Origin of the sequence: Slackia equolifaciens (assembly GCF_003725995.1) — a bacterium.
Classification (GTDB): domain Bacteria; phylum Actinomycetota; class Coriobacteriia; order Coriobacteriales; family Eggerthellaceae; genus Slackia; species Slackia equolifaciens.
This window is the reverse complement of sequence record NZ_QIBX01000005.1, coordinates 1-18613: the sequence shown is the minus strand read 5'-3', so window position 1 is coordinate 18613 and position 18613 is coordinate 1. Positions and strand designations below refer to the sequence as shown.

The following is an 18613-nucleotide window of genomic DNA, read 5'->3' as shown; positions in this document are numbered from 1 at the left end:
GCATGTCAGCGCAGGTAGTACACCTTGGGACCGGTGCCAGCGGATTCGTGAAGGAATTCGTACGTGCGCCCTTTGATTGCCTTGGAGATTTCGGATTCGGGGTCATCAAGATCGCCCCAGTAGCGGGCGCGGCCCGGGCACAGCTGCATGCAGGCGGGCACCTCGTCGCGATCGATGAGGTTGTAGCAGAGCGTGCACTTCTCAACTGTGCCGCTGCGATGCGCCGGAGCATCCGCCTCACCCACCACCATATCAAGATAGTAGCTCACATCCCCCGGAATGAGCGTGCGTACGCCCTCGTACGGACATGCCTCAATGCACGATTCGCAGCCGATGCACAGCTCGTCGTCTATCCACACAATCCCATCGTCGCGAATTTGCGTAGCGCCCGTAGGGCAAACATTCTCGCAGGCGGGAGCTTCGCAATGCTGACACGAACGCGGCAAATAATACTGATGGCAGTTGGGGAACACGCCGCCCGCTATGTCATTGGAAAGCGCTCCTTCTGCCGCTGCAATGCCAGGAACGTCAATATCCCCATCATCCGTTTTGGTGTACACCACATTGTAATGAATGTCCTTGGGCAGATTGTTTGCAACCTTGCATGCCACCGAGCAAGTGTGACAACCAAAGCAGCGCCTTAAATCGATTGCCATCCCGTATCGCGTCATACGACCCCCACTCACTATCCCAAGCGGCTATGATACCGCAGCCGCTCATTGCTCGGCATGCGTTTTCGAGTCGCGCAGCGCACGAAAGAGACGTGCTGCGCCATATCCAATAAACACCACGGAATAGATGGCGACCGAAACCTGCGCAGCTTCTCCACCTTTCAAGGCAGGCGGCAGGAGCATAAGCATCAGATGCGCGTACACAAGCCCGAAAAACACATACGCAAGCGACTGGACTCGTTTCCAAGTTTCAGCCTGCATATAACGCTTGACCAGCTTAAACGAAGTTATCCCAAGAATAAGGAGCAGCGCAAAGAGCACAAGCGCCACAATGAGCGCCACCAAAACGGCGCCATTGACATTTCCAGAAATCAAGCGAGTCGCGTACGAAGAAAGATACACCGCCATATGGCCCAGCGAAAGAATCCATGCAATTACAGATAGCTCAGCCCGAATTGGCTGCAGCCAACGACGCACGCGCGATTCGCGAGAGAAAACGCCTATGAACATAACGATGACAAACAGAGCGAGCGCAAGAGTGCACTTGTGGACAGCGGCGAACAGCCCTTGCGACACCAATCGCGGCAGCCCTAAAGAATCGCCGAAAATAAACAGCGCGTCAACGCAGACGGCCAACGCATAGAACAGTGCTGGCGCTCTATGAATTGGATTGCGCAATGCAAAGACGGCACCGGCAGATCCAGCCAATATTGCAAGAAACGCCATTTGTCACACCCTGTCGGATTCCCGTCCGCCCGCATAGTCGTTGCACAATCTGCCGACAAGCAAAGTGGCAGCCTGCGCAATATGAGCGTACGCTCCCGCTTCGGGATATTCAATCGTACGGATAAGAAAATCAGGAAGCCAAACAGCAACATGGCGCGACGCAAAAGAACTAATTTTGGTTTCCAAGTCTGCAGCCGCACCGCAATCGCCGCTATGCAGTGCTGAAGCAAGAGAGCCAAACAGATACGACAGGAAAAGGAACTCATTTTGAACGCTATCGCAGGGCTCGCTATGGGCGTCTTTGGGCATCACGCCCGCCTCTTTCATGCAACGCTCGACATCAAGCGCAACGCGAGTTTGGAACAAAGCAGGAACATCCTCACGCCCCTGCGCCACATGGAGAAAAGCGCTTTCGTAAGGGAAGATGGGGGTATGCCCACCAGGAGTTAGATACATTATCGAATACGCAACGCGCAATGATTCGCAAAGCTCATCGGGCTGCCCGCCGGCATGCCGCCTAAGCCGCAAAGCTACCTCATCTACATTACTGCCTTTCAACCCAATCTCATTGAGGCATGAGGCGCAATCCGCCTGAAAACTCCCGCATGTGAGGGCATACGCTAAATCTCTGTCAGGAAATGAAAATGCCCTTCCAAAAAGCTCGCAGCTGTCCGCCATCCCAATTGCCAAGCGCAAGCTTTCCTCCGTCGTCTTCCTCACCTCTTCATCTCCCTCCAACCAAGCGCAGGCGCCGCAGGCTATGCTACGGCGCCGCGCTGACACTCGATTCTATTGCAGGTAGTAAACCTTTGGCTTTGTTCCGGCATCCTCGTTCATAAAGACGTATTCACGTCCTTCAATTGCCTTGGATATTTCGGATTCCGGATCGTCCAAGTCACCCCAGTAGCGGGCGCGACCCGGGCACAGCTGCATGCATGCGGGCACTTCGCCGCGATCGATGAGGTTGTAGCAGAAGTTGCACTTCTCCGTGGTGCTAACCTTGTGCGGAGGAGCATCCGCTTCCCCCACCTGCATATCAAGATAGTAGCTGGGCTCTTCCGTAATTGTCGTACGCACTCCATCATATGGGCACGCCTCCACGCACGATCCGCACCCGATGCAAAGTTCGTAGTCAATCCATACTATCCCGTCCTCGCGCTGCTGGGTCGCGCCCGACGAGCAGTTCGCCATGCATGCTGGGCTCTCACAATGCTGGCACTGCATGGGATGGTATGACATCGTGCACTGGGGGAAAGTCCCCGAGGCGGTGTCTATGGCGTCTCCGCCCACTGTTTCAACCCAGCTATAGTTCATGTTCTCGGGCATATTGTTAGCAACCTTGCACGCAATTGCGCAGGTATGACATCCGATGCAGCGCTTAAGGTCTATCGCCATTCCGTATCGCGTCATTGCTATTCGCCCTCCTCGATTTTCTCAATGTCAATTGCGCAGTCGAGAAATACCTGATTCCTGCTGATTCCGTCGTATTCGTGCATGGACAGATTACCGAAGTGCCCTTCGATGAACTCATCCATCTCAAAGCCACGAGGAACCGTCACCGTCTTACGCGGGGCTCCCGCATGAAGAACGGCACGCATAACCACGCTGCCGCGATCGTTGAACAACCTGACGGTATCCCCTTCAACTATTCCAAGCTCGCTGGCATCTTCAGGGTTAATCTTGCACACAGGCTCGGGATACAGCTCGTTAAGGTAACCCACATCCTGCCATTGCGTGTGAGTTCGAGTTCGAGGACGCTCCGAGATGCAGTGGAAGGGGAAGGTTTTGCGCGCTTCGCTGTTAATCCACGCCTCCTTGGGCGGTGTCCAGGCAACAGAGCGCTCACGCTCCGCATCGACGTTTGAGCCGGAGTTGGGAACATAGGCGACATACGGCTCTTCCTGGTAGAGGGAAATCAGGCCTGACGAGGTACCAAACGTGTAGTTCTTATAGGCGATGAATTCCGATCCGTCTGCCGTCCAATGGCGCAAAGCTTTTTCCTGCTTGAGCTTATCAAGCGTAATGCCGCTCTGACGCAGTGCATCGGTGTCGAAAATTGCCTGCTGATAGGCATCGTCGCTCTCCAGCAATGGGAAATTGCTATAGCCCATCGCATCGACGAGCATCTTTACCATTTCGCGGTCGCTTTTGCTCTCATAAAGAGGATCGCATACCTTGTCCTGCCAAAGAACAAATGGGGAGTTGGTGCTTTGCCACAAAGCATCCTCCACCTCAAACCAATAAGCCACCGGAAGAAGTATGTCGGCGTATTTCGCGGTCTCGCTCATCACCATATCTGCCACAACAACAAGTTCAAACTTGTTGATCCACTCCAGCATGTACTCTCGCCCAGTGTTGGTTCCCAGGGGATTTATTACAGCAAATACAATGGATTTGAGTGGGAACGGCTGTCCCTGGTATTCACCAGTATCAAAAATCTCATTGAACTCACTTACAGGCGGCGAAAGCGGGCTCGTACCCTGGCAGTAATTTCCATCGGCATCTTTTGGCATGCTCACACCAACTACGTTGTATAAACCATAGGGCTCGCCGTTGCCGCTGCCCGTAGCCCCACCCTGAACTCCAATGTAGCCAAGCGCAAAGCCCAAAGTATTAACGGCACGATATGCCTGATGGGCGTTGAAGTAGTGGTTGAACCCGTAAATGTTGTAGGTGTTGACAGGACCTTCTTCGCCATAGACGCGCGCAAGCTCGCGAATGTCGTCAGCCGGAACTCCGGTAATTTCGGAAGCCGCATCGGGGCCGTATTCTGCAATACGCTCAACAATAACTTCCCATTCGGTCTTCACCGTAAAGCCCTCAACCTGGGGTATTTTAGAAAGCTTCGGATTTTTCGCTTCCGCATATGCAACAGCCTGCTGGGCATCTTCGTCCCATACCACATTAGGGTCAATTATGGTGGGTTCGCCGGTCAGGGGATTCGGGTCGCCCTCGGTGGGCTCGACCCCTAAATCGCTCATGCGCAAGAAGGTCCCGTCTTCTTTAATAAGGAAGGGTGCTTCAGTGTGCGCCTTTAGGAACTCCTCGTTATGCCAGCCGTTTTCCACAACAACATTTAGCACGCTCATGGCCAAAGCGGCATCGGTACCCGCATTAATGGGAATAAACCAGTCGGCAAACTGAGCTGTAGGGCTAAACACGGGGTCAATGACAATAAACTTCGTGCCGTTCTCTCGCGCCTCATTGATAAAGTGCATGGTTTGCACGTGAGAAATAACGGGATTAAAACCCCAAGCCACAATGGTCTTGGAATTCAGTAGGTCAGCGTTTTCGTTCTGGGCGCGGAACATATCCGGCCCGCCCAGCATTGGCGTTCCCGCAGTGCTCCAGGCGGCATCGAAATCGGTACCGACTGACGTCATGCCGAGAATGGCCGCGAGCGTGCTCCATACGAATGTAGGTGCACCCAAGTTGCCGCCATTGGTGCATTTGACATTGGAAGCGGGACCGAATTCCTCAATGTTCTTCTTCCAGTTGTCAGTGATGGTTTGAATGGCCTCATCCCAGCTGATACGCTCAAATTTGCCTTCGCCGCGCTCCCCCACACGCTTCATAGGGTATTGCAAGCGTTCGGAGCTGTACATCCTGAATGGCTGCGTAAGACCTTTGCTGCAAATTCTAGTATAACGCGAATCGGGCAGCTCTCGAGCAGACGTGCGCACCACCCTGCCATCGCGCACATGGACATTCAGTTGGCAACCCTGCATACATGCTCCGCGACATGACCCGCAGTAAATTTCATCGGGCTTTACCTCGGTCGTTGCCTCCTGCATGCCTTCGGTCTGCGGCGCACAACCCGCAAGCGCTCCCGTTGCAGTGAGAAGCGCTGCGCCTTTGATGAAATTCCTCCGAGTGAATCCGCGCGATGTGCTCTCGCCCATAGTTCCCCCTTCTCCCTTTTAGGACTATGCGGACAAACCGGGCCCTGGAGAAGATGTTGGAGGGAGGGTTGCATCTCCCCCAGATGAACCCGATGCGAAAACGTCTCGCAATTTCCGCTGCAACCATTGTGCGACGCAGAGTGCATTATTGCGATAAACCGACTATAAGGTTTGGGTGAATTAAAGATTAACCCGAGATAAACTCGCATCGTAAAAGACCGGGCAGAACGAGCACACCACCCTCGTGGACGAATGCATGTTGACGATGCGCCTGGAGCAATCCGCTAAGACGGTCCACCAAACCGTTACGCTGCCCGCATGGCTTTTCGCGCTCGCAGTTTAACGCGACGTGAATTTCCCTTACCCCCCAAGCCGCGCTTCACAAGCAGCTGGCAGTCTAAGTCCTACACCTCGTCGGTCATCTTGTAGCCCACGCGCTGCACGGTGAGCAGGTATTTGGGCTCGGAGGGGTTTTCCTCGATCTTCTCTCGAATCTTGCGCACGAACACGGTGATGCTGTTGGATTTCGGGTCTGCATCGCCCCAGATGTATTCCTGAATTTGGCTGCGCGTGAACACCTTGCCGGGGTGCGCGGCCAGAAACGCCACGATTTCGAACTCCTTGGTGGTTAGCGTCACCGGCTTGCCGCGCACGAGTACCTTGTACTCGTCGAAATGCACCTCAAGCTCGCCGATCTTCGCCACGCCCTCGCGATTGGTGGCGTGTACGAAATCCATCGTATCTTTATGCCGGCGGATATTCGCCTCGATGCGCAGGAGAAGCTCGGCTGAATCGAACGGCTTCGTTACGTAATCGTCCCCTCCCGCTCTAAAGCCTATGGTCTTGTCCACAATATCGCTTTTGGCCGACATGAAAATGATGGGGATGCGCCTCCCCTGCGCGCGAATATGCTGACACAGGTCAAAGCCGTTGATTCCTGGCAGCATCACGTCCAAGAGCAGCAGGTCAGGATGCTCTGTGGATAGCATTTCCATGCCCTCTTCGCCGTTGGTCGCCCCGCAGAATGCATACCCGTGCGCCTCCAGCAGCTCGCGCATGGCTCGCTGCAGGCTCTCTTCGTCGTCTATCAGCATGACCTTATACATCGTCATCCCCCACAATCGCCTCTTTGGGAATTTCCACCGTGAACGTTGACCCGCAGCCCAACTCGCTTTGCACGCGCACCGAATAGCCCTGCAGCTGTGCATACTCTCGCACCAGAGCAAGCCCCAACCCGCTGCCGTTGTATTTACGCGTTGAGGTGCTATCGACCTGGAAGAACTTGTCGAATATACGAGTTTGATCCTCGGACGCAATGCCTATTCCCGTATCGGCCATCTTCAGCGAAACGGAATCCGAAGCCGCATTATATTCCACGGTCAGTCGCACGCTACCGCCATCGGGCGTGAATTTGATTGCATTGCTTCCAAGGTTCTCAAGCATGCGCGCGATTTTCTCATAGTCTCCCATAACGAGAGGGACATCAGGCGCGACACTCGTACTGAATCCGACCTGGTATTTCTTGGCCAGGGGTGCCATGGTCGATTTCACCGAAGCAACAACATCGCCGAGATCAACAGGCTCGCATGACGCCGAGATATTGCCCGAATCCGATCGCGCCATATCAAGCATATCGTTAATCATACGCAGCAAAATCTGAGCGTTCTTTTCGATTTCCTCCCATTTGGCGCGCTCGCCCTCCTGACCTCCTTCGCATGATTCGCGCGAAAGCTGGGCAAAAGTGATGATTGAGGTAAGCGGTGTGCGCAGCTCATGGTTCACCATTGAAAGCAGGTTGGATTTGAACTCCGTCTCTTGCTCGAGCTTTTGATTGAGTCGCGCAAGATCGTCGCGCTGACGCTCGAGAGCTTCGTTTGCCCGTGTAAGGTCGCGCGTGCGATCGCCCACCTCTTCCTCCAGATTGGCATAAATCGAACGCAGCTCGCCCGCCATAGAATTGAATCCGCGCATCACGCGCCCGATCTCTTTGGCAGTGCGCGTGTCGTCAAGCGTCACCTTGAGCGATCCGCCCTGCATTTCGCCAAACGCCAGCTTCATGCGGTTGAGGGGGCGAAACACGAACATCGAGGTGATAACCCACACCACACCGCCGATGACAAGGGCAATGAGCAGGAAGTATATGCAGTCCCGAATGAAGTTCTCCCACATATCTTGCACATGCATATCGGTCGGAAGGACGATGCTAATAGCACCTCCCACCGAATCAAGCGTCCATCCTTCTTTGGCATGACCGGTTTTATCGATCTCTCCCACCGGATCCCCGTGGCACTCCAAGCAGCTTTCGTCTACCTCAAGCGCCTGCACGTAACGAAACCGCTCTTCGCCCTCATACTCCGCAATACCGTATTGCTCGGTCACGGAGTGGTCCGCATTGAAGGCGTTGAGAGCCTCCGTCTCGAAGGCATCGGGCGTGCCTTGATAGTTGCGGGGCTCCAGATTCACATAACGTATGGCATAATCGCTTCCGGCGGAAAAAATAGCTCCAACGCTCTTGCCCACCACCGCGCAGTGGAGCCCCTTGAATTCATAGGTTCCGTCGGAGGTGTAGTTGATTTTGTCTTGGGAGTTATCCATGAACTGCCAGACTGCATCCATTTCGCGCGCAAACGTGCGCGCTTCTTCAAGCATCGCCGATTCCGCCTGTTCACGCTGGGAGTTCAGATCGAAAACCGCGAACATAGCCAGCGCCACCAGAAACACGGCGGTAAGCGCACTGAGATAGATGGTCTTGAGACTGATGTTTTTCATTTTCACGAAGAACCCCCATCGCCCGTTGGACTTTCGGGCAGATACGGGTTCATAATATCAGCGCGTGCGGATGACGGAAAGCATCCAATTCATAAATGCGTCTTCGGCAACAGCGCCGCTTTTCATGGCGCGCTCGGCTTCGCGTGCCGAAACGAGCGCATGACGCAGCTCCTCGGCGCTCCAGCGACGCGCCCATGCCGGATGATTCTTCACGCGCCACTCGGGCTGTTTAAGATGGGCCGCAAGTGCCTTGGCGCCCCCTTGACCTCGCGCCGCAAGCGCATGGGCGGTGATAAGCTCCCGCAGACGCGTGACGCACATGCCGATCAGCGCGTACGGGCTTACCGATTCCATCTTGCCCAAAAGCGAGACGCAAGCAGCCGCATCGCGCGCGGCGAAGGCTGCCGTGAAATCCCAGGGCTTCACCTCGGCGCTGCGCGTAACGAGCATCTCGACCTCGGCTGGGCCGATTGGCTGCCCTCCCGAATGAGCCAATGCGAGCTTCTTGATTTCGGCGTCGAGATGGACGGTGTTCTCGCCCACCAGATCCACCAGCCGACGCGCCCCTGCATCGTTGAGCGTGACACCGTGCGAAACGGCCATGCCGCGAACCACTTTGGGAAGCTCGTACGCCTTCTTCGGAGTGCAGTCGATGACGGCCTGCTTCCCCAACGCCGCAACCGCTTTGTACAGTCGGGTGTTTTTCGCCAGCTTGCGCGACACCAATGCAAGTACCGTCGTGGGGCTTGGCGACCCAAGATACTCAACAAGCGCTTCGGAATCGGCTTTGGCGAGCGAATCGGCATTGCGCACCACTACAAGGCGCGCCTCACTGGCAAACGGCATCGTATTGCACGCGGTGACGATATCTGGACCTGAGGCGTCGGCGCCGTCAAACGTATCGGAATTGAAATCCATATCGCCCAGCTTGTCCATACGGGCACGTAAACGCTTAAGCACGGTCTCGCGCTTGAGTTCGTCCTCGCCATTGACAAGGTATGCGGAAAGAAGATTCGAGTCAGCCATAGCAATCAGTCTAACGCAAACGGGGCGAAGTGCGCCCTACATGACAGAATCGGCGGATTTGCCTTTAGGCGATTTCTTCCTAAACACCATTTCGACACCCAATGCGTCCAAGATCTTTTCCACCGTTTTAATGCGCGGATTGCCGTCTTTGCTGAGCGCCCGATACAAATGCTCGCGGGAAAGACCGGTTTGCCGCGAGAGCTCCATCATGCCGCGCGCCCGGGCGATATCGCCTAAGGCAACCTGAAGAAACTCGGGGTCATTCTCTTCTATGGCGGCATTGAGGTAATCGGCGATGTCTTCCTCGGTTTTAAGATATTCCTGGATATCCCACGAAGTGAATTTAGTTCTCATTCAGCATTCTCCAATCCTCCAAAACACGCTTGGCTTTGGCGATGTCGCGCTGTTGGGTTGATTTATCTCCTCCCGCAAGCAAAACGATCAATGCGCTCCCCGTCAAAGCAACGTATACCCTATATCCCGGACCAATATCAAAGCGCAGCTCGACAATGCCGCTCCCAATCGGTTTCCAGTCTCCCGCGATTGCACCCTGAGATTGAATCCTACGGATGCGTGCCGCAATCGCCCTTTTTGCCCTCCGATCCGACAGCTTCTCAAACCAGCGACGATACGACCTTGCCTGCACCACCCTCATCATCTGCACTCCTTACTGTAGCTTATAACTTACACGTTTTCAAGCAATTGCATCCTTTTGCGCGAATACCTCTATGCCGGATTCGGAAAATCGGCAGGTCACGTCGCCCATCGTATCGGCGCGAAATACTTCAGCCCCCGCCTGGTCAAGCGCCTCAAGGGCCTCCTGCGCAGGATGGCCGTAACGATTGTTTTCGCCCGCGCTGATCAGCGCCACCGAAGGAGACATCGCAGCATACGCCTCAATGCTCACGCCGTTTTTGCTTCCGTGATGCCCCGCTTTGAACACGTCCACATGCCCCACCAGCCCCGACTCCACCATCGCCTCAAGCTGATCGGCCTCCGCATCGCCCGTCAGAAGAGCGCACGCCTCGGGCAGCCCATCGCCTTGCGCATCGTACTCAACGAGCAGGCACAGACTGTCGGCGTTGCCTCCCTCCTCGCAGAACGACTTTGGCCACACGGCGGTGCAGATGAAACGCCCAACCTTGATCGCTTCGCCTTGCGCAATGCCGCTCACTCCATGGGGTCCGGCAACGCGTTGCGCATCGGAAATGAGTTCGTCGCATCCGTCGCAGCCGCAAGAGAACGTCGGTTCAGCCAAGAACACGCCCCCTCGAGAGATCAGCGAATCGAGGGCCGAGAGCGATCCGCAATGGTCATCGTCGTGATGGGTAACAACCACCCCATCAAGCGCCATCACGCCATGACGCGCAAGCGCGGCAGAAAGCTTTGAATCCTGGTTCCCCGTGTCCACGAGCAATGCGGCCCCTTGGCTCCGAACAAGAATCGCATCCCCCTGGCCAACGTCCAGCATCACAATCTCATCCGCCGAAAGGCGTGGCGCGAATAGCGATAGGACGATGAAAAGCGCAGCCGTCGCACACGCCAGCAGCCTCATCGCCCTTGCAGAAACATCCGGCCAAACGGCCCAGACGGCCCCAACGGCGACGATCGTTACCAAGGTGGCCTCCACGGCCCCAATTGCGCACGGCACAGCCGCGTAGGGCACGCGCGAAAGGACCATCGCCACATCGCAGAACAGTCCCGAGAGGACGCACATCGCCTGCAGCACGAACATTCCCGCATCGGACACGATGGCCGCTATTGCCAGCGCAACAAGTCCCCCTATCAGGAGAACCGAAAACACCGGAGCAGCAAGCAGATTGGCGATCGGAGATATGAGCGGCACGCGCGCGAAGACGCTCGTCGTCACGGGAAAGATGGGGAGGTTTGCGGCCATGGTCATACCGAACGCCTCACTCACGGCATCCGCGCGTCCACCCAGCGCCTGCCGAAACCACGAGGCGAACAGCCCAGCGAACACCACAACGCCAAACGTGGATGCGGCAGAGAGAAAGAACGAAAGCGAGAGCGCGTTCGCTGGGTCCATCGCAATGAGCACGCATACGCACACCGAAAGTGCCGCAAGGGGCGACGACCTTCGCGAGGCGAACACGCACGAAATCGCCACGCCCGCCATGACGGCTGAACGGATCACGGGCGCCGAAAGCCCCGTGAATACGGAATATGCCGCATACATCAGGCATAGCGCCACCACGCATGCACGCCGCGGCACACCCGCCCTGGCCAGAATCGCAGCAGCAAACGCTCCGACCACGGCAAGATGCGAACCCGAAACGGCCACCATATGAGCAAGGCCCACCGTCTTCATCGCGTCGTAGAGCCCGCCTTCTTCCAAATGGCTGCGATCTCCAAGAAGCAACGCGCGAAGCAGCGCGGAACCCATGCCGGGGATTTTATCGAAACGCCCGGCAGCCCAGCGGCGTGCAGCTACGACAGGGCCAAAAACTCCCTGCTCAGCGCAGAGCCGAACATCCGACGCACTCGCTCGGCACGCGATCCCCTCCGCCGCATACCGCGCAAACGACGACTCGGACAGTTCCGAGAAACGGGCCGCGCCCACGATGCGTTCGCGCGCGAAGTACAGCACGTCGCCCTCATAGGACAGGAGCACCTTGACCCGGCTTCCGTCGGAACGTCGTACGAAAGCCTGCGCGCTTTTGCCGAAATCGCCCTGCTGAGCGTCAGTTGCGAGCTCGAATACGACCTCGCCTGCACTCAAGTCCTCAGGTACGCCGCGGTCGATCAATCCCGCGTCAATCCTCATCACCGTGAGACAAACGGCACAGATCCAAACAGCCACCGCAACGTAGAAAGTGATAGGAGGCCGGGGACGAAGAGGGCGATTCCCGCCTTCGCGCACGTGCCCCTCGCCAAGAAACGAGTCTAGAAGCGAAGAGACGCGCAACCCGCCTGAAGCCATGCGCAACGCGTCGCAGCGCCTCATGCAAGCGTCCATCGTCCGCCCTTATACGCAAATCGAATCTTTGAGCTTCTCGAACTTTTTCTCGCCTATGCCGCTTACGCGCTGGATATCCTCAACCGACGCGAACGGCCCTCCCGACTCTCGCTCCTCGATGATAGCCTGAGCAGTGGCAGGCCCCACGCCGGGCAATGTATCCAGCTCATCCGCTCCGGCGGTGTTGATGTTGACGACTGCCGCAGCAGCCGAAGACCCGGCGCCGTTTGACGTCTGCGCGCTCTCACTTGCGGGAAGCGCGCCGCCTTTGACCTGTTCTTGCGTGGGAATCACCACCTGCTCGCCGTCTTGGAGCACACGGGCGAGATTGACGGCATCGGGAGCGGCGTCTTTGGCCAATCCGCCCGCCGCATCTACCGCATCCTGCACGCGGGACCCTTCGGGGATCGAGTAGATGCCCGCATCCGCCACCGCCCCGGCAACATGCACGGTTACAAACGGCGCAAACGAGGAAGCCGCATCCCCATCGGCCGCGCTACCGCTCGACCCACCAGCACCGCTCGCAGCCGCAGCGGAGCCGGCATCGCCTGCAGGGCCATCCCCAGGCTCCCCCTGCGATTCTTCGGCGGAATCGCTCGGAACGACAAACGCCGGCGTTCCGCCCGAAAGCGGACCGAACGCCACCGCCGCTATGCATACCGCAGCAAGCACGGCGGCACCGATGAGCGCGGCAGGCGGCACGCGCAGGGATCGAATCTTGGTAAGGATGCTTTCTGAGGATTGGGCAAACGGCATAAGGCACCGCCTTCCGCATCGAGCGCCGATCGGCGCCATCCCATCGGTCTGATTCGATGCTAGCCTGCAAACCTTGCCAAACCCTTTCCGCGGAATTCGTTTTTTGCGTCGCGGATTATGCGGAATGCGCCGTGCCCCTCGATCGAAACCTGCCGGCTCCCCCCTGCACCACCGCGATCTCTCAGAATATTGCCCTCTCGTTTTGGCCACAATCTTGCCAAAACCTTGCCGGAGCGCAAAACGCACCCGACGAGCCCCATGCAAACGCCTCGCGCGCAAACAAAAAGGGCCGCGACCCGAAAGTCGCGGCCCTTAAGCGAACGTCTGCATGACGCTTCCCGCCTACCGATACGCCCGCCAAACGGAGGGCGCGCTCGAACGCAAATGCGACACGGGAGATAAGCAAGACGCCTGAAAACAGACCTACCAGCCTTTGCCGGCGGGAACAACGTCGTCAGGAACCTTGCCCTCTTCGACCTCGCCAATAACCCGGTCGAGCACATCGAGCGCTCGGTCGAGCTGCTCCTTGGTGATGACCAGCGGCGGCTGGAAGCGCAGGATGGACTCGGCGATGGTGATCATCACCACGCCCTCGTCGTAGGCGCGGTAGATAATCTTGAGCGCATCTTTGGCGCACTTCGTGCGCGTGCCGGGCTCTACGATGTCGATACCCAGGTTGAGTCCCATGCCGTGCACGCTGCCGATGATCTTGTGACGCGCCTGCATATCCTCGAACCGCTCGCGGGCATACGCGCCCAGCTCACGCGAGCGCTCGATCAGGCCCTCGTCCTCAATAACTCCGATCGTCGCGAGCGAAGCGGCGCAGCACACGGGGTTTCCGCTCGTGGTGAACAGATGCGCCGGGAAGTCAAGCGAATCCATGACCTCGGCCTTGCCGATGACGGCAGAAAGAGGCATGCCGCTCGCGATGGACTTGCCAACGCTCATCAAATCGGGCTCGATGCCGAAATGCTCGATGGACCACCACGTGCCCGTACGCGCCATGCCCTGGTTCACTTCGTCCACGGCGAACAGGATGCCGTGTTCCTGGCAGAACGCGTAGAGCTGCTCCACATAGGCCTTCGGCGGCACGATGATGCCCAAATCGCCCGCGATGGGCTCCATGATGATGCAGGCGATCTCCTCGGGAGGCAGGTAGTTCTCGCACATCTCGAGCAACGGATGCATGAAGTAGGCAGCCTGCTCCTCTTCAGAAAGATGGTCCACGCCCTCATGGTAGGCGTCGGGATACGGAATGTGATACACGCCGGGCAGCAAGGGCGCCATCTTGCGACGCATGTTCAGGCTGATGGCGGAAAGCGTGAGCGAGCCGAACGTTGAGCCGTGGTAGGCGCCCTGGAAGCTCACCATGTACTGGCGGCCGGTGTAGGCGCGCGCGAACTTAATGATAGCGTCGTTGGCATCGGATCCGGAATTGCCGAACACGACTTTCTTAGGGCTATCGCCCGGGGCGATCTCGCACAGCTTTTGCACAAGCTCGATTTCGGGCGTGTGGTACATGTACGCCGGCGTGTAATGGATCAGCTTCTGCGCCTGCTGGGTGATGGCATCCACCACGCGCGGATGGCAATGACCCACATTGGTTGCCGAGGCGCTGGCCAGAAGGTCGATGTACCCGTTGCCGTCCACGTCGTAGAGCATGGCGCCCTCGCCGTGGTCGATAACCATGTCGTAGTACGGAATGCGGCCCGTAGGAGCATAATACTTCTGCTCCTGCTGCACCATCTGCTGCGAAAGCTTCTTCTTGGCATCCGCCATGATGAACCTCTTCTCTCTTGCCGTCTTCGCCGCCCATGCCGTTGAATCGCTTACGCGTTTGCCTTGCGTCATTCAAGCACCACGCCCCATCACCGACGGGGCGACGATGCGCATCCTTCTCCCAGGAAGAACCCGCATGCAACCCGCAGGCGCTCCGCATGCGCAGCGACGCGGCAGACGAATCCGCCGCGTCGATTTCCCTTATTGTACAGCTCTAGAATGAATTTCTAATCCTCGTCGCGCTCCATAGCGGGAGTCTTGCCCGTAACCTTCCAGTAAATGGTGCGGGCGACGATGATGACGATGAAAGCGATGGCAAAGTACGCCACGAACGGGTAGATGGTGTTCACCAGGATGGAGAACGGCAGCTGCCCGCCGATGAGAGTGACCAGCGCCAACGCCACGATCAGCGTCTTATGCTTGACGGGATCCTGTTCCTCGGTGACGAACTGGTTGGCCACCGATACGAACATCGGGACGATGGTGTTGTAGATCATAATCAGCAGCACGATGGCGAATACGATGCCCACAGCCGGGGAAATCATCTGCGCGAACTGCAGAGCAGGGACCTCAAGATGGCTCACGTCGGCGTAGGTGGACAGCATGGCCAGGTTCAGGCACACGGCGCACAGGCCCAGCAGGAAGCCGCCGAACAGACCGCCCAGCACAGCCTCTTTCTGGGTGTTTGCCTCGGCGCCCATACGCGAGATGAACGGCACGCCAGCCAGAATGTTGTAGGCAACATACATAACGGCGCCCATAAACCACCAGCTCACGGAGTCGCCGATGCCGCGAAGCACGCCGCCCTCAGCGTCAGCCGCAGCGACGGCCGCATCGGCGTTGCCCAGATTCTGGAAGTTGGTGAAGAATGCCACCAGCGCGATGACGATCAGGAACACGATGGCGATAGGGCCGATGGTTCCCAGCAGGTTTACGATGCGCTTCATTCCCAGAAGCGAGCTTGCCAGTGCGATCACGCACATGATGGCGCTGCCCACGAACTGAGGCAGACCGAAGTACTGGTTGAACGTGGCGCCCGCGCCCGACAGCATGATGATGCCGATCAGGAAGCAGAACAGGATGGTGAACCACTGCAGAAACGTGCCGATATACTTGCCGGCGAAGAAACGGAAGCTCGAGAAATCGACCGCGCTGGCATGCTTGTAGCCGTAGTTCATGAACACAGCGCCCAGAACCGCGAACAGCAGCGTGGTGACGAAGCTACCGAAGATGCCCAGGGTTCCATACGATGTGAAGTACTGCATGACCTCCTGGCCCGACGCGAAACCCGAACCGACCAAGGTGCCCACCAGGGTGCCTGCGAACTGCACGACTTTGCCCGGCCTGGTTTTCTTTGCGGACTCGTCTGCCATCCCCATCATCCCCTTTCCCAGTTGCGTCGCCCGCCGCGACGCTCTCGAAACGGATACTCTGCTATCGCGCTTTACTCCGCGATAGCGTTCTGCTCATTATGGGGAGAACGGCCCCGCAAGTCCATTGAGCGGGGTGAATTATTGGGTGGACGGCACGTGATTTAACAGGCAAGAAACAATCGCGCGAGGCATATCTCAACCCTGATGCGCCTCGCCGCGGCGTGAAACGCTTCGCCGCGTCGCCGGACGCATCGCCACATTACCGAAGATAAAGCTTAAATGTATTTCGAACCGAGTCGCTCGTCGACCGCCTGAGCACGCAGCCGATCGAGCTCCGCCTTCGGAGTGACGAACAGGGAGCCATCGGGGTTGTAACGAGGGCAGATTACCTTGATATACGCATTGCCATCGGTGCACTGCGCCACGTAATTGACCCCGGTGTCAAGATCTATGCTTACCGCATGATCCCTCAATGCAACACGGTGACCCGCTCTGGGAGATTCATACACGCACAACAGGTTCATTTGCTAGCACCTCCTCAATCGATTCTCTTCTTCTTCGCGCACCCTTATGCCCTTTGCAGAACGCAGCATGTAACCGGACAATCTATAGCGAGACTGGCCAAAATGATCCCATCCACTCTCCTCGTACGTTGGCTCCATCGCAAGATCGAGCCGTTGCGCCAACGCCTGGGCAAGGGCCAAAGGGTCGGACGGTGTCGCAAACCCGTGATCCCTGAACCGGTAAAACCTGTTATCGCCAAAACGCGCGCCGATCTCATGAATATTGAGAAAGGCGTCGACGTAGCGAGGAGACATGTCCGCGTCAACCGAAATCCAATCAAGATCGATCCGGCTTTTGCGGATAGCATTCGCGATATCGTCCACTAAAACCTGCAGGCTCGCCCAATCCCCTACTTCGCCAGACTGTGCATTCCGCTGTTGCCCGTTGTCACCTTGCCGCTTACCGCCGCCGAACAGCTCGCCGAACAAACCCATAACGCACCGCCTTCCACATTCCTTCTTCTTCTCCGTGATATGGCCTATGGTTATGATGCTCCCCTTGTCAAGCCCCGGTCACTCCTGACGGCGTTTTGCGCAAAGCGGCGCATCCATGCGGAATGCGCGCCGCCCCATGCTTCATCAGCCCGCTCGCCCCGTATGAGCAGTTTGCGACGCGACTGCGAACGTTTTTTGACCCGGAAAACGCAAATCCCCTTCGTTCCAAAACGCCTCAACAACGACAAACGGGGTTCAAAGCTTGCTTCGTTTGCAGATCGATTGCAAAACAGACAAGCTTTGAACCCCTGACAAATCGGGTCAGCTATGAATCCTACGCCTGAGCGGGCGCTTCATCCTTCTCACGACGCTTTGCGCGCCAGTACGACGAAGGGCAGCGATATTCGTGAAGCTCGAGCGCGTCCATGATCTCGTCTATCCACGCGTCGTAAGGCAGATTGGCCTCCACCGCCTCCACCTCGGGAATTTTCGCATGGGTCTCAGGGCTGCGCGGCATGAACAGCGTGCAGCAATCGGGCGCGGGGTTGCTGGAGATGTCGAACGTGCCCAGCTTTTGCGCGTCGGCGATAATCTCCAGCTTATCGCAGCCGATGAGCGGACGGAAAATCTGCATGTCCACCGCCGCATTGGTGGCGGCAAGGTTGTCGAGCGTCTGGGACGCCACCTGCCCCAGGCTTTCGCCCGTCACCAGGGCCTTGGCCCCTTCCTTGTGGGCAATGCGCTCGGCGATCTTCATCATGAGCCTGCGATAGATGACGATGCGCAGCGCAGGAGGAACCTGCATGGCGATCTCGCGCTGATAGTCGCCGAAGGGTACGATATAGATGCGCGCGATTCCGCCGAACTCCTCGAGCACGTGCGCGATGTCGTCCACAAGATATTCCGAGGTGGAAGCCGTCTGCGGGCGCCCTGAGAAATGCACTCCGATGACGGTGGCGCCGCGGCGCGCCATGCGCCACATGGCCACAGGCGAGTCGATGCCCGAGGAAATAAGGCACACCACTTTCCCGGCCGTGCCCACGGGCAAACCACCCACGCCGGGCACGCTCAGCGCATAGATATAAGCATGCCCCTGCACTACCTCGACGTGAACCTCGACGTCGGGGTGCTTCATCTTCACGGGCTTATCAGGAAAGCGCTCGCACAGATGCGCCCCCACAATCTGATTCATCTGCATGGAATCGATTTCGAAATCGGTATGGCTGCGGCGAGCCACGACCTTCCACGTGGTGAACTCCCCCGCCTCTGCCAGCGCCTGGGCGGCGGCCTCGCACATGACGCCGATATCGCGCTCGCAGGAGAATCCGCAGCTCACACGTGCGACTCCAGGCACGCGAGCAATAAGGCCCACCGTGGATTCCGCATCCTCCTCGGTGGCTTCGTGCACAAAAATCACGAGAATGCGACCCGATATGCGAATGACCTTTTCCACGCAGGGGCGATCGAGCAACGCCTGGAGGTTGTACATGAGTTTTTTCTCGAACGCCGTGCGGTTGTGGCCCTTGAGGCCTAGCTCGTGGTAGTGGGCCAGGCAGATACGTTGGAATTGCATGGTTTCCTTTCTTTCAAAGGGGGAGGGGGAAGAGGAAGAATCCTCTTCCCCCTCCCCCTTTGC

The 18613-nt window shown here is 57.5% G+C and carries 17 protein-coding genes; all 17 read right to left on the bottom strand.

The window, feature by feature from the left end; translation table 11 throughout:
• Positions 1-5 precede the first annotated feature (5 nt).
• Complete coding sequence (locus DMP06_RS04215) at positions 6-671, bottom strand: 4Fe-4S dicluster domain-containing protein (RefSeq protein ID WP_123208508.1); 666 nt, start codon at positions 669-671, stop codon at positions 6-8.
• Positions 672-716: 45 nt separating this feature from the next.
• A complete protein-coding gene (locus tag DMP06_RS04210) occupies positions 717-1397 on the bottom strand; it encodes a ferric reductase-like transmembrane domain-containing protein (RefSeq protein WP_123208507.1) in 681 nt (226 codons plus the stop codon).
• 3 nt (positions 1398-1400) lie between these two features.
• A complete protein-coding gene (locus DMP06_RS04205) occupies positions 1401-2117 on the bottom strand; it encodes a TorD/DmsD family molecular chaperone (RefSeq protein WP_123208506.1) in 717 nt (238 codons plus the stop codon).
• A 69-nt stretch (positions 2118-2186) separates the two neighbouring features.
• The gene (locus DMP06_RS04200) at positions 2187-2807 is read right to left on the bottom strand and encodes a 4Fe-4S dicluster domain-containing protein (protein ID WP_123208505.1); all 621 of its coding nucleotides are present in this window, start codon (positions 2805-2807) and stop codon (positions 2187-2189) included.
• A gap of 2 nt (positions 2808-2809) precedes the next feature.
• Positions 2810-5299, bottom strand: a complete 2490-nt coding sequence (locus tag DMP06_RS04195) for a molybdopterin-dependent oxidoreductase (RefSeq protein ID WP_123208504.1) — start codon at positions 5297-5299, stop codon at positions 2810-2812.
• Positions 5300-5703: 404 nt separating this feature from the next.
• The gene (locus DMP06_RS04190; protein WP_123208584.1) at positions 5704-6405 is read right to left on the bottom strand and encodes a response regulator transcription factor; all 702 of its coding nucleotides are present in this window, start codon (positions 6403-6405) and stop codon (positions 5704-5706) included.
• Positions 6398-8068 carry a c-type heme family protein gene (locus DMP06_RS04185; RefSeq protein WP_123208503.1) on the bottom strand — a complete coding sequence of 557 codons (1671 nt, stop codon included), beginning with the start codon at positions 8066-8068 and terminating at the stop codon, positions 6398-6400. Before DMP06_RS04185 ends, DMP06_RS04190 begins: the two co-directional genes overlap by 8 nt.
• A 57-nt stretch (positions 8069-8125) precedes the next feature.
• Complete coding sequence (gene holA, locus DMP06_RS04180; RefSeq protein WP_123208502.1) at positions 8126-9094, bottom strand: DNA polymerase III subunit delta; 969 nt, start codon at positions 9092-9094, stop codon at positions 8126-8128.
• Between the two features lie 36 nt (positions 9095-9130).
• Complete coding sequence (locus DMP06_RS04175; RefSeq protein WP_123208501.1) at positions 9131-9448, bottom strand: addiction module antidote protein; 318 nt, start codon at positions 9446-9448, stop codon at positions 9131-9133.
• Positions 9438-9752, bottom strand: a complete 315-nt coding sequence (locus tag DMP06_RS04170) for a type II toxin-antitoxin system RelE/ParE family toxin (RefSeq protein WP_123208500.1) — start codon at positions 9750-9752, stop codon at positions 9438-9440. Before DMP06_RS04170 ends, DMP06_RS04175 begins: the two co-directional genes overlap by 11 nt.
• A 36-nt stretch (positions 9753-9788) precedes the next feature.
• Positions 9789-12071: a DNA internalization-related competence protein ComEC/Rec2 gene (locus DMP06_RS04165; RefSeq protein ID WP_123208499.1), complete on the bottom strand. Its 2283-nt coding sequence runs from the start codon at positions 12069-12071 to the stop codon at positions 9789-9791.
• 9 nt (positions 12072-12080) lie between these two features.
• Positions 12081-12827: a ComEA family DNA-binding protein gene (locus DMP06_RS04160; RefSeq protein WP_161957812.1), complete on the bottom strand. Its 747-nt coding sequence runs from the start codon at positions 12825-12827 to the stop codon at positions 12081-12083.
• Between the two features lie 423 nt (positions 12828-13250).
• Positions 13251-14606 (bottom strand): aspartate aminotransferase family protein, encoded by a 1356-nt coding sequence (locus DMP06_RS04155; protein ID WP_123208583.1) that lies wholly within the window; start codon positions 14604-14606, stop codon positions 13251-13253.
• 227 nt (positions 14607-14833) lie between these two features.
• Positions 14834-15979: a YkvI family membrane protein gene (locus DMP06_RS04150; protein ID WP_123208497.1), complete on the bottom strand. Its 1146-nt coding sequence runs from the start codon at positions 15977-15979 to the stop codon at positions 14834-14836.
• Between the two features lie 275 nt (positions 15980-16254).
• Positions 16255-16503, bottom strand: coding sequence for a hypothetical protein (locus tag DMP06_RS04145; protein ID WP_123208496.1), 249 nt, complete (start codon positions 16501-16503; stop codon positions 16255-16257).
• 3 nt (positions 16504-16506) lie between these two features.
• Positions 16507-16977 carry a hypothetical protein gene (locus DMP06_RS04140; RefSeq protein ID WP_123208495.1) on the bottom strand — a complete coding sequence of 157 codons (471 nt, stop codon included), beginning with the start codon at positions 16975-16977 and terminating at the stop codon, positions 16507-16509.
• Positions 16978-17311: 334 nt separating this feature from the next.
• Entirely contained in the window at positions 17312-18550 is a 1239-nt protein-coding gene (gene thiI, locus DMP06_RS04135; protein WP_123208494.1) for a tRNA uracil 4-sulfurtransferase ThiI, read from the bottom strand.
• Between the last annotated feature and the right edge of the window lie 63 nt (positions 18551-18613).

Bases quoted from the DNA above. Each gene is read 5' to 3' on its own strand.
- thiI (WP_123208494.1), bottom strand. From the start codon at position 18,550: ATGCAATTCCAACGTATCTGCCTGGCCCACTACCACGAGCTAGGCCTC.
- DMP06_RS04175 (WP_123208501.1), bottom strand. From the start codon at position 9,448: ATGAGAACTAAATTCACTTCGTGGGATATCCAGGAATATCTTAAAACC.
- DMP06_RS04195 (WP_123208504.1), bottom strand. From the start codon at position 5,299: ATGGGCGAGAGCACATCGCGCGGATTCACTCGGAGGAATTTCATCAAA.
- DMP06_RS04140 (WP_123208495.1), bottom strand. From the start codon at position 16,977: ATGGGTTTGTTCGGCGAGCTGTTCGGCGGCGGTAAGCGGCAAGGTGAC.
- DMP06_RS04185 (WP_123208503.1), bottom strand. From the start codon at position 8,068: ATGAAAAACATCAGTCTCAAGACCATCTATCTCAGTGCGCTTACCGCC.
- DMP06_RS04200 (WP_123208505.1), bottom strand. From the start codon at position 2,807: ATGACGCGATACGGAATGGCGATAGACCTTAAGCGCTGCATCGGATGT.
- holA (WP_123208502.1), bottom strand. From the start codon at position 9,094: ATGGCTGACTCGAATCTTCTTTCCGCATACCTTGTCAATGGCGAGGAC.
- DMP06_RS04210 (WP_123208507.1), bottom strand. From the start codon at position 1,397: ATGGCGTTTCTTGCAATATTGGCTGGATCTGCCGGTGCCGTCTTTGCA.
- DMP06_RS04155 (WP_123208583.1), bottom strand. From the start codon at position 14,606: ATGGCGGATGCCAAGAAGAAGCTTTCGCAGCAGATGGTGCAGCAGGAG.
- DMP06_RS04215 (WP_123208508.1), bottom strand. From the start codon at position 671: ATGACGCGATACGGGATGGCAATCGATTTAAGGCGCTGCTTTGGTTGT.
- DMP06_RS04170 (WP_123208500.1), bottom strand. From the start codon at position 9,752: ATGATGAGGGTGGTGCAGGCAAGGTCGTATCGTCGCTGGTTTGAGAAG.
- DMP06_RS04160 (WP_161957812.1), bottom strand. From the start codon at position 12,827: ATGCCGTTTGCCCAATCCTCAGAAAGCATCCTTACCAAGATTCGATCC.
- DMP06_RS04165 (WP_123208499.1), bottom strand. From the start codon at position 12,071: ATGGACGCTTGCATGAGGCGCTGCGACGCGTTGCGCATGGCTTCAGGC.
- DMP06_RS04190 (WP_123208584.1), bottom strand. From the start codon at position 6,405: ATGTATAAGGTCATGCTGATAGACGACGAAGAGAGCCTGCAGCGAGCC.
- DMP06_RS04145 (WP_123208496.1), bottom strand. From the start codon at position 16,503: ATGAACCTGTTGTGCGTGTATGAATCTCCCAGAGCGGGTCACCGTGTT.
- DMP06_RS04150 (WP_123208497.1), bottom strand. From the start codon at position 15,979: ATGGCAGACGAGTCCGCAAAGAAAACCAGGCCGGGCAAAGTCGTGCAG.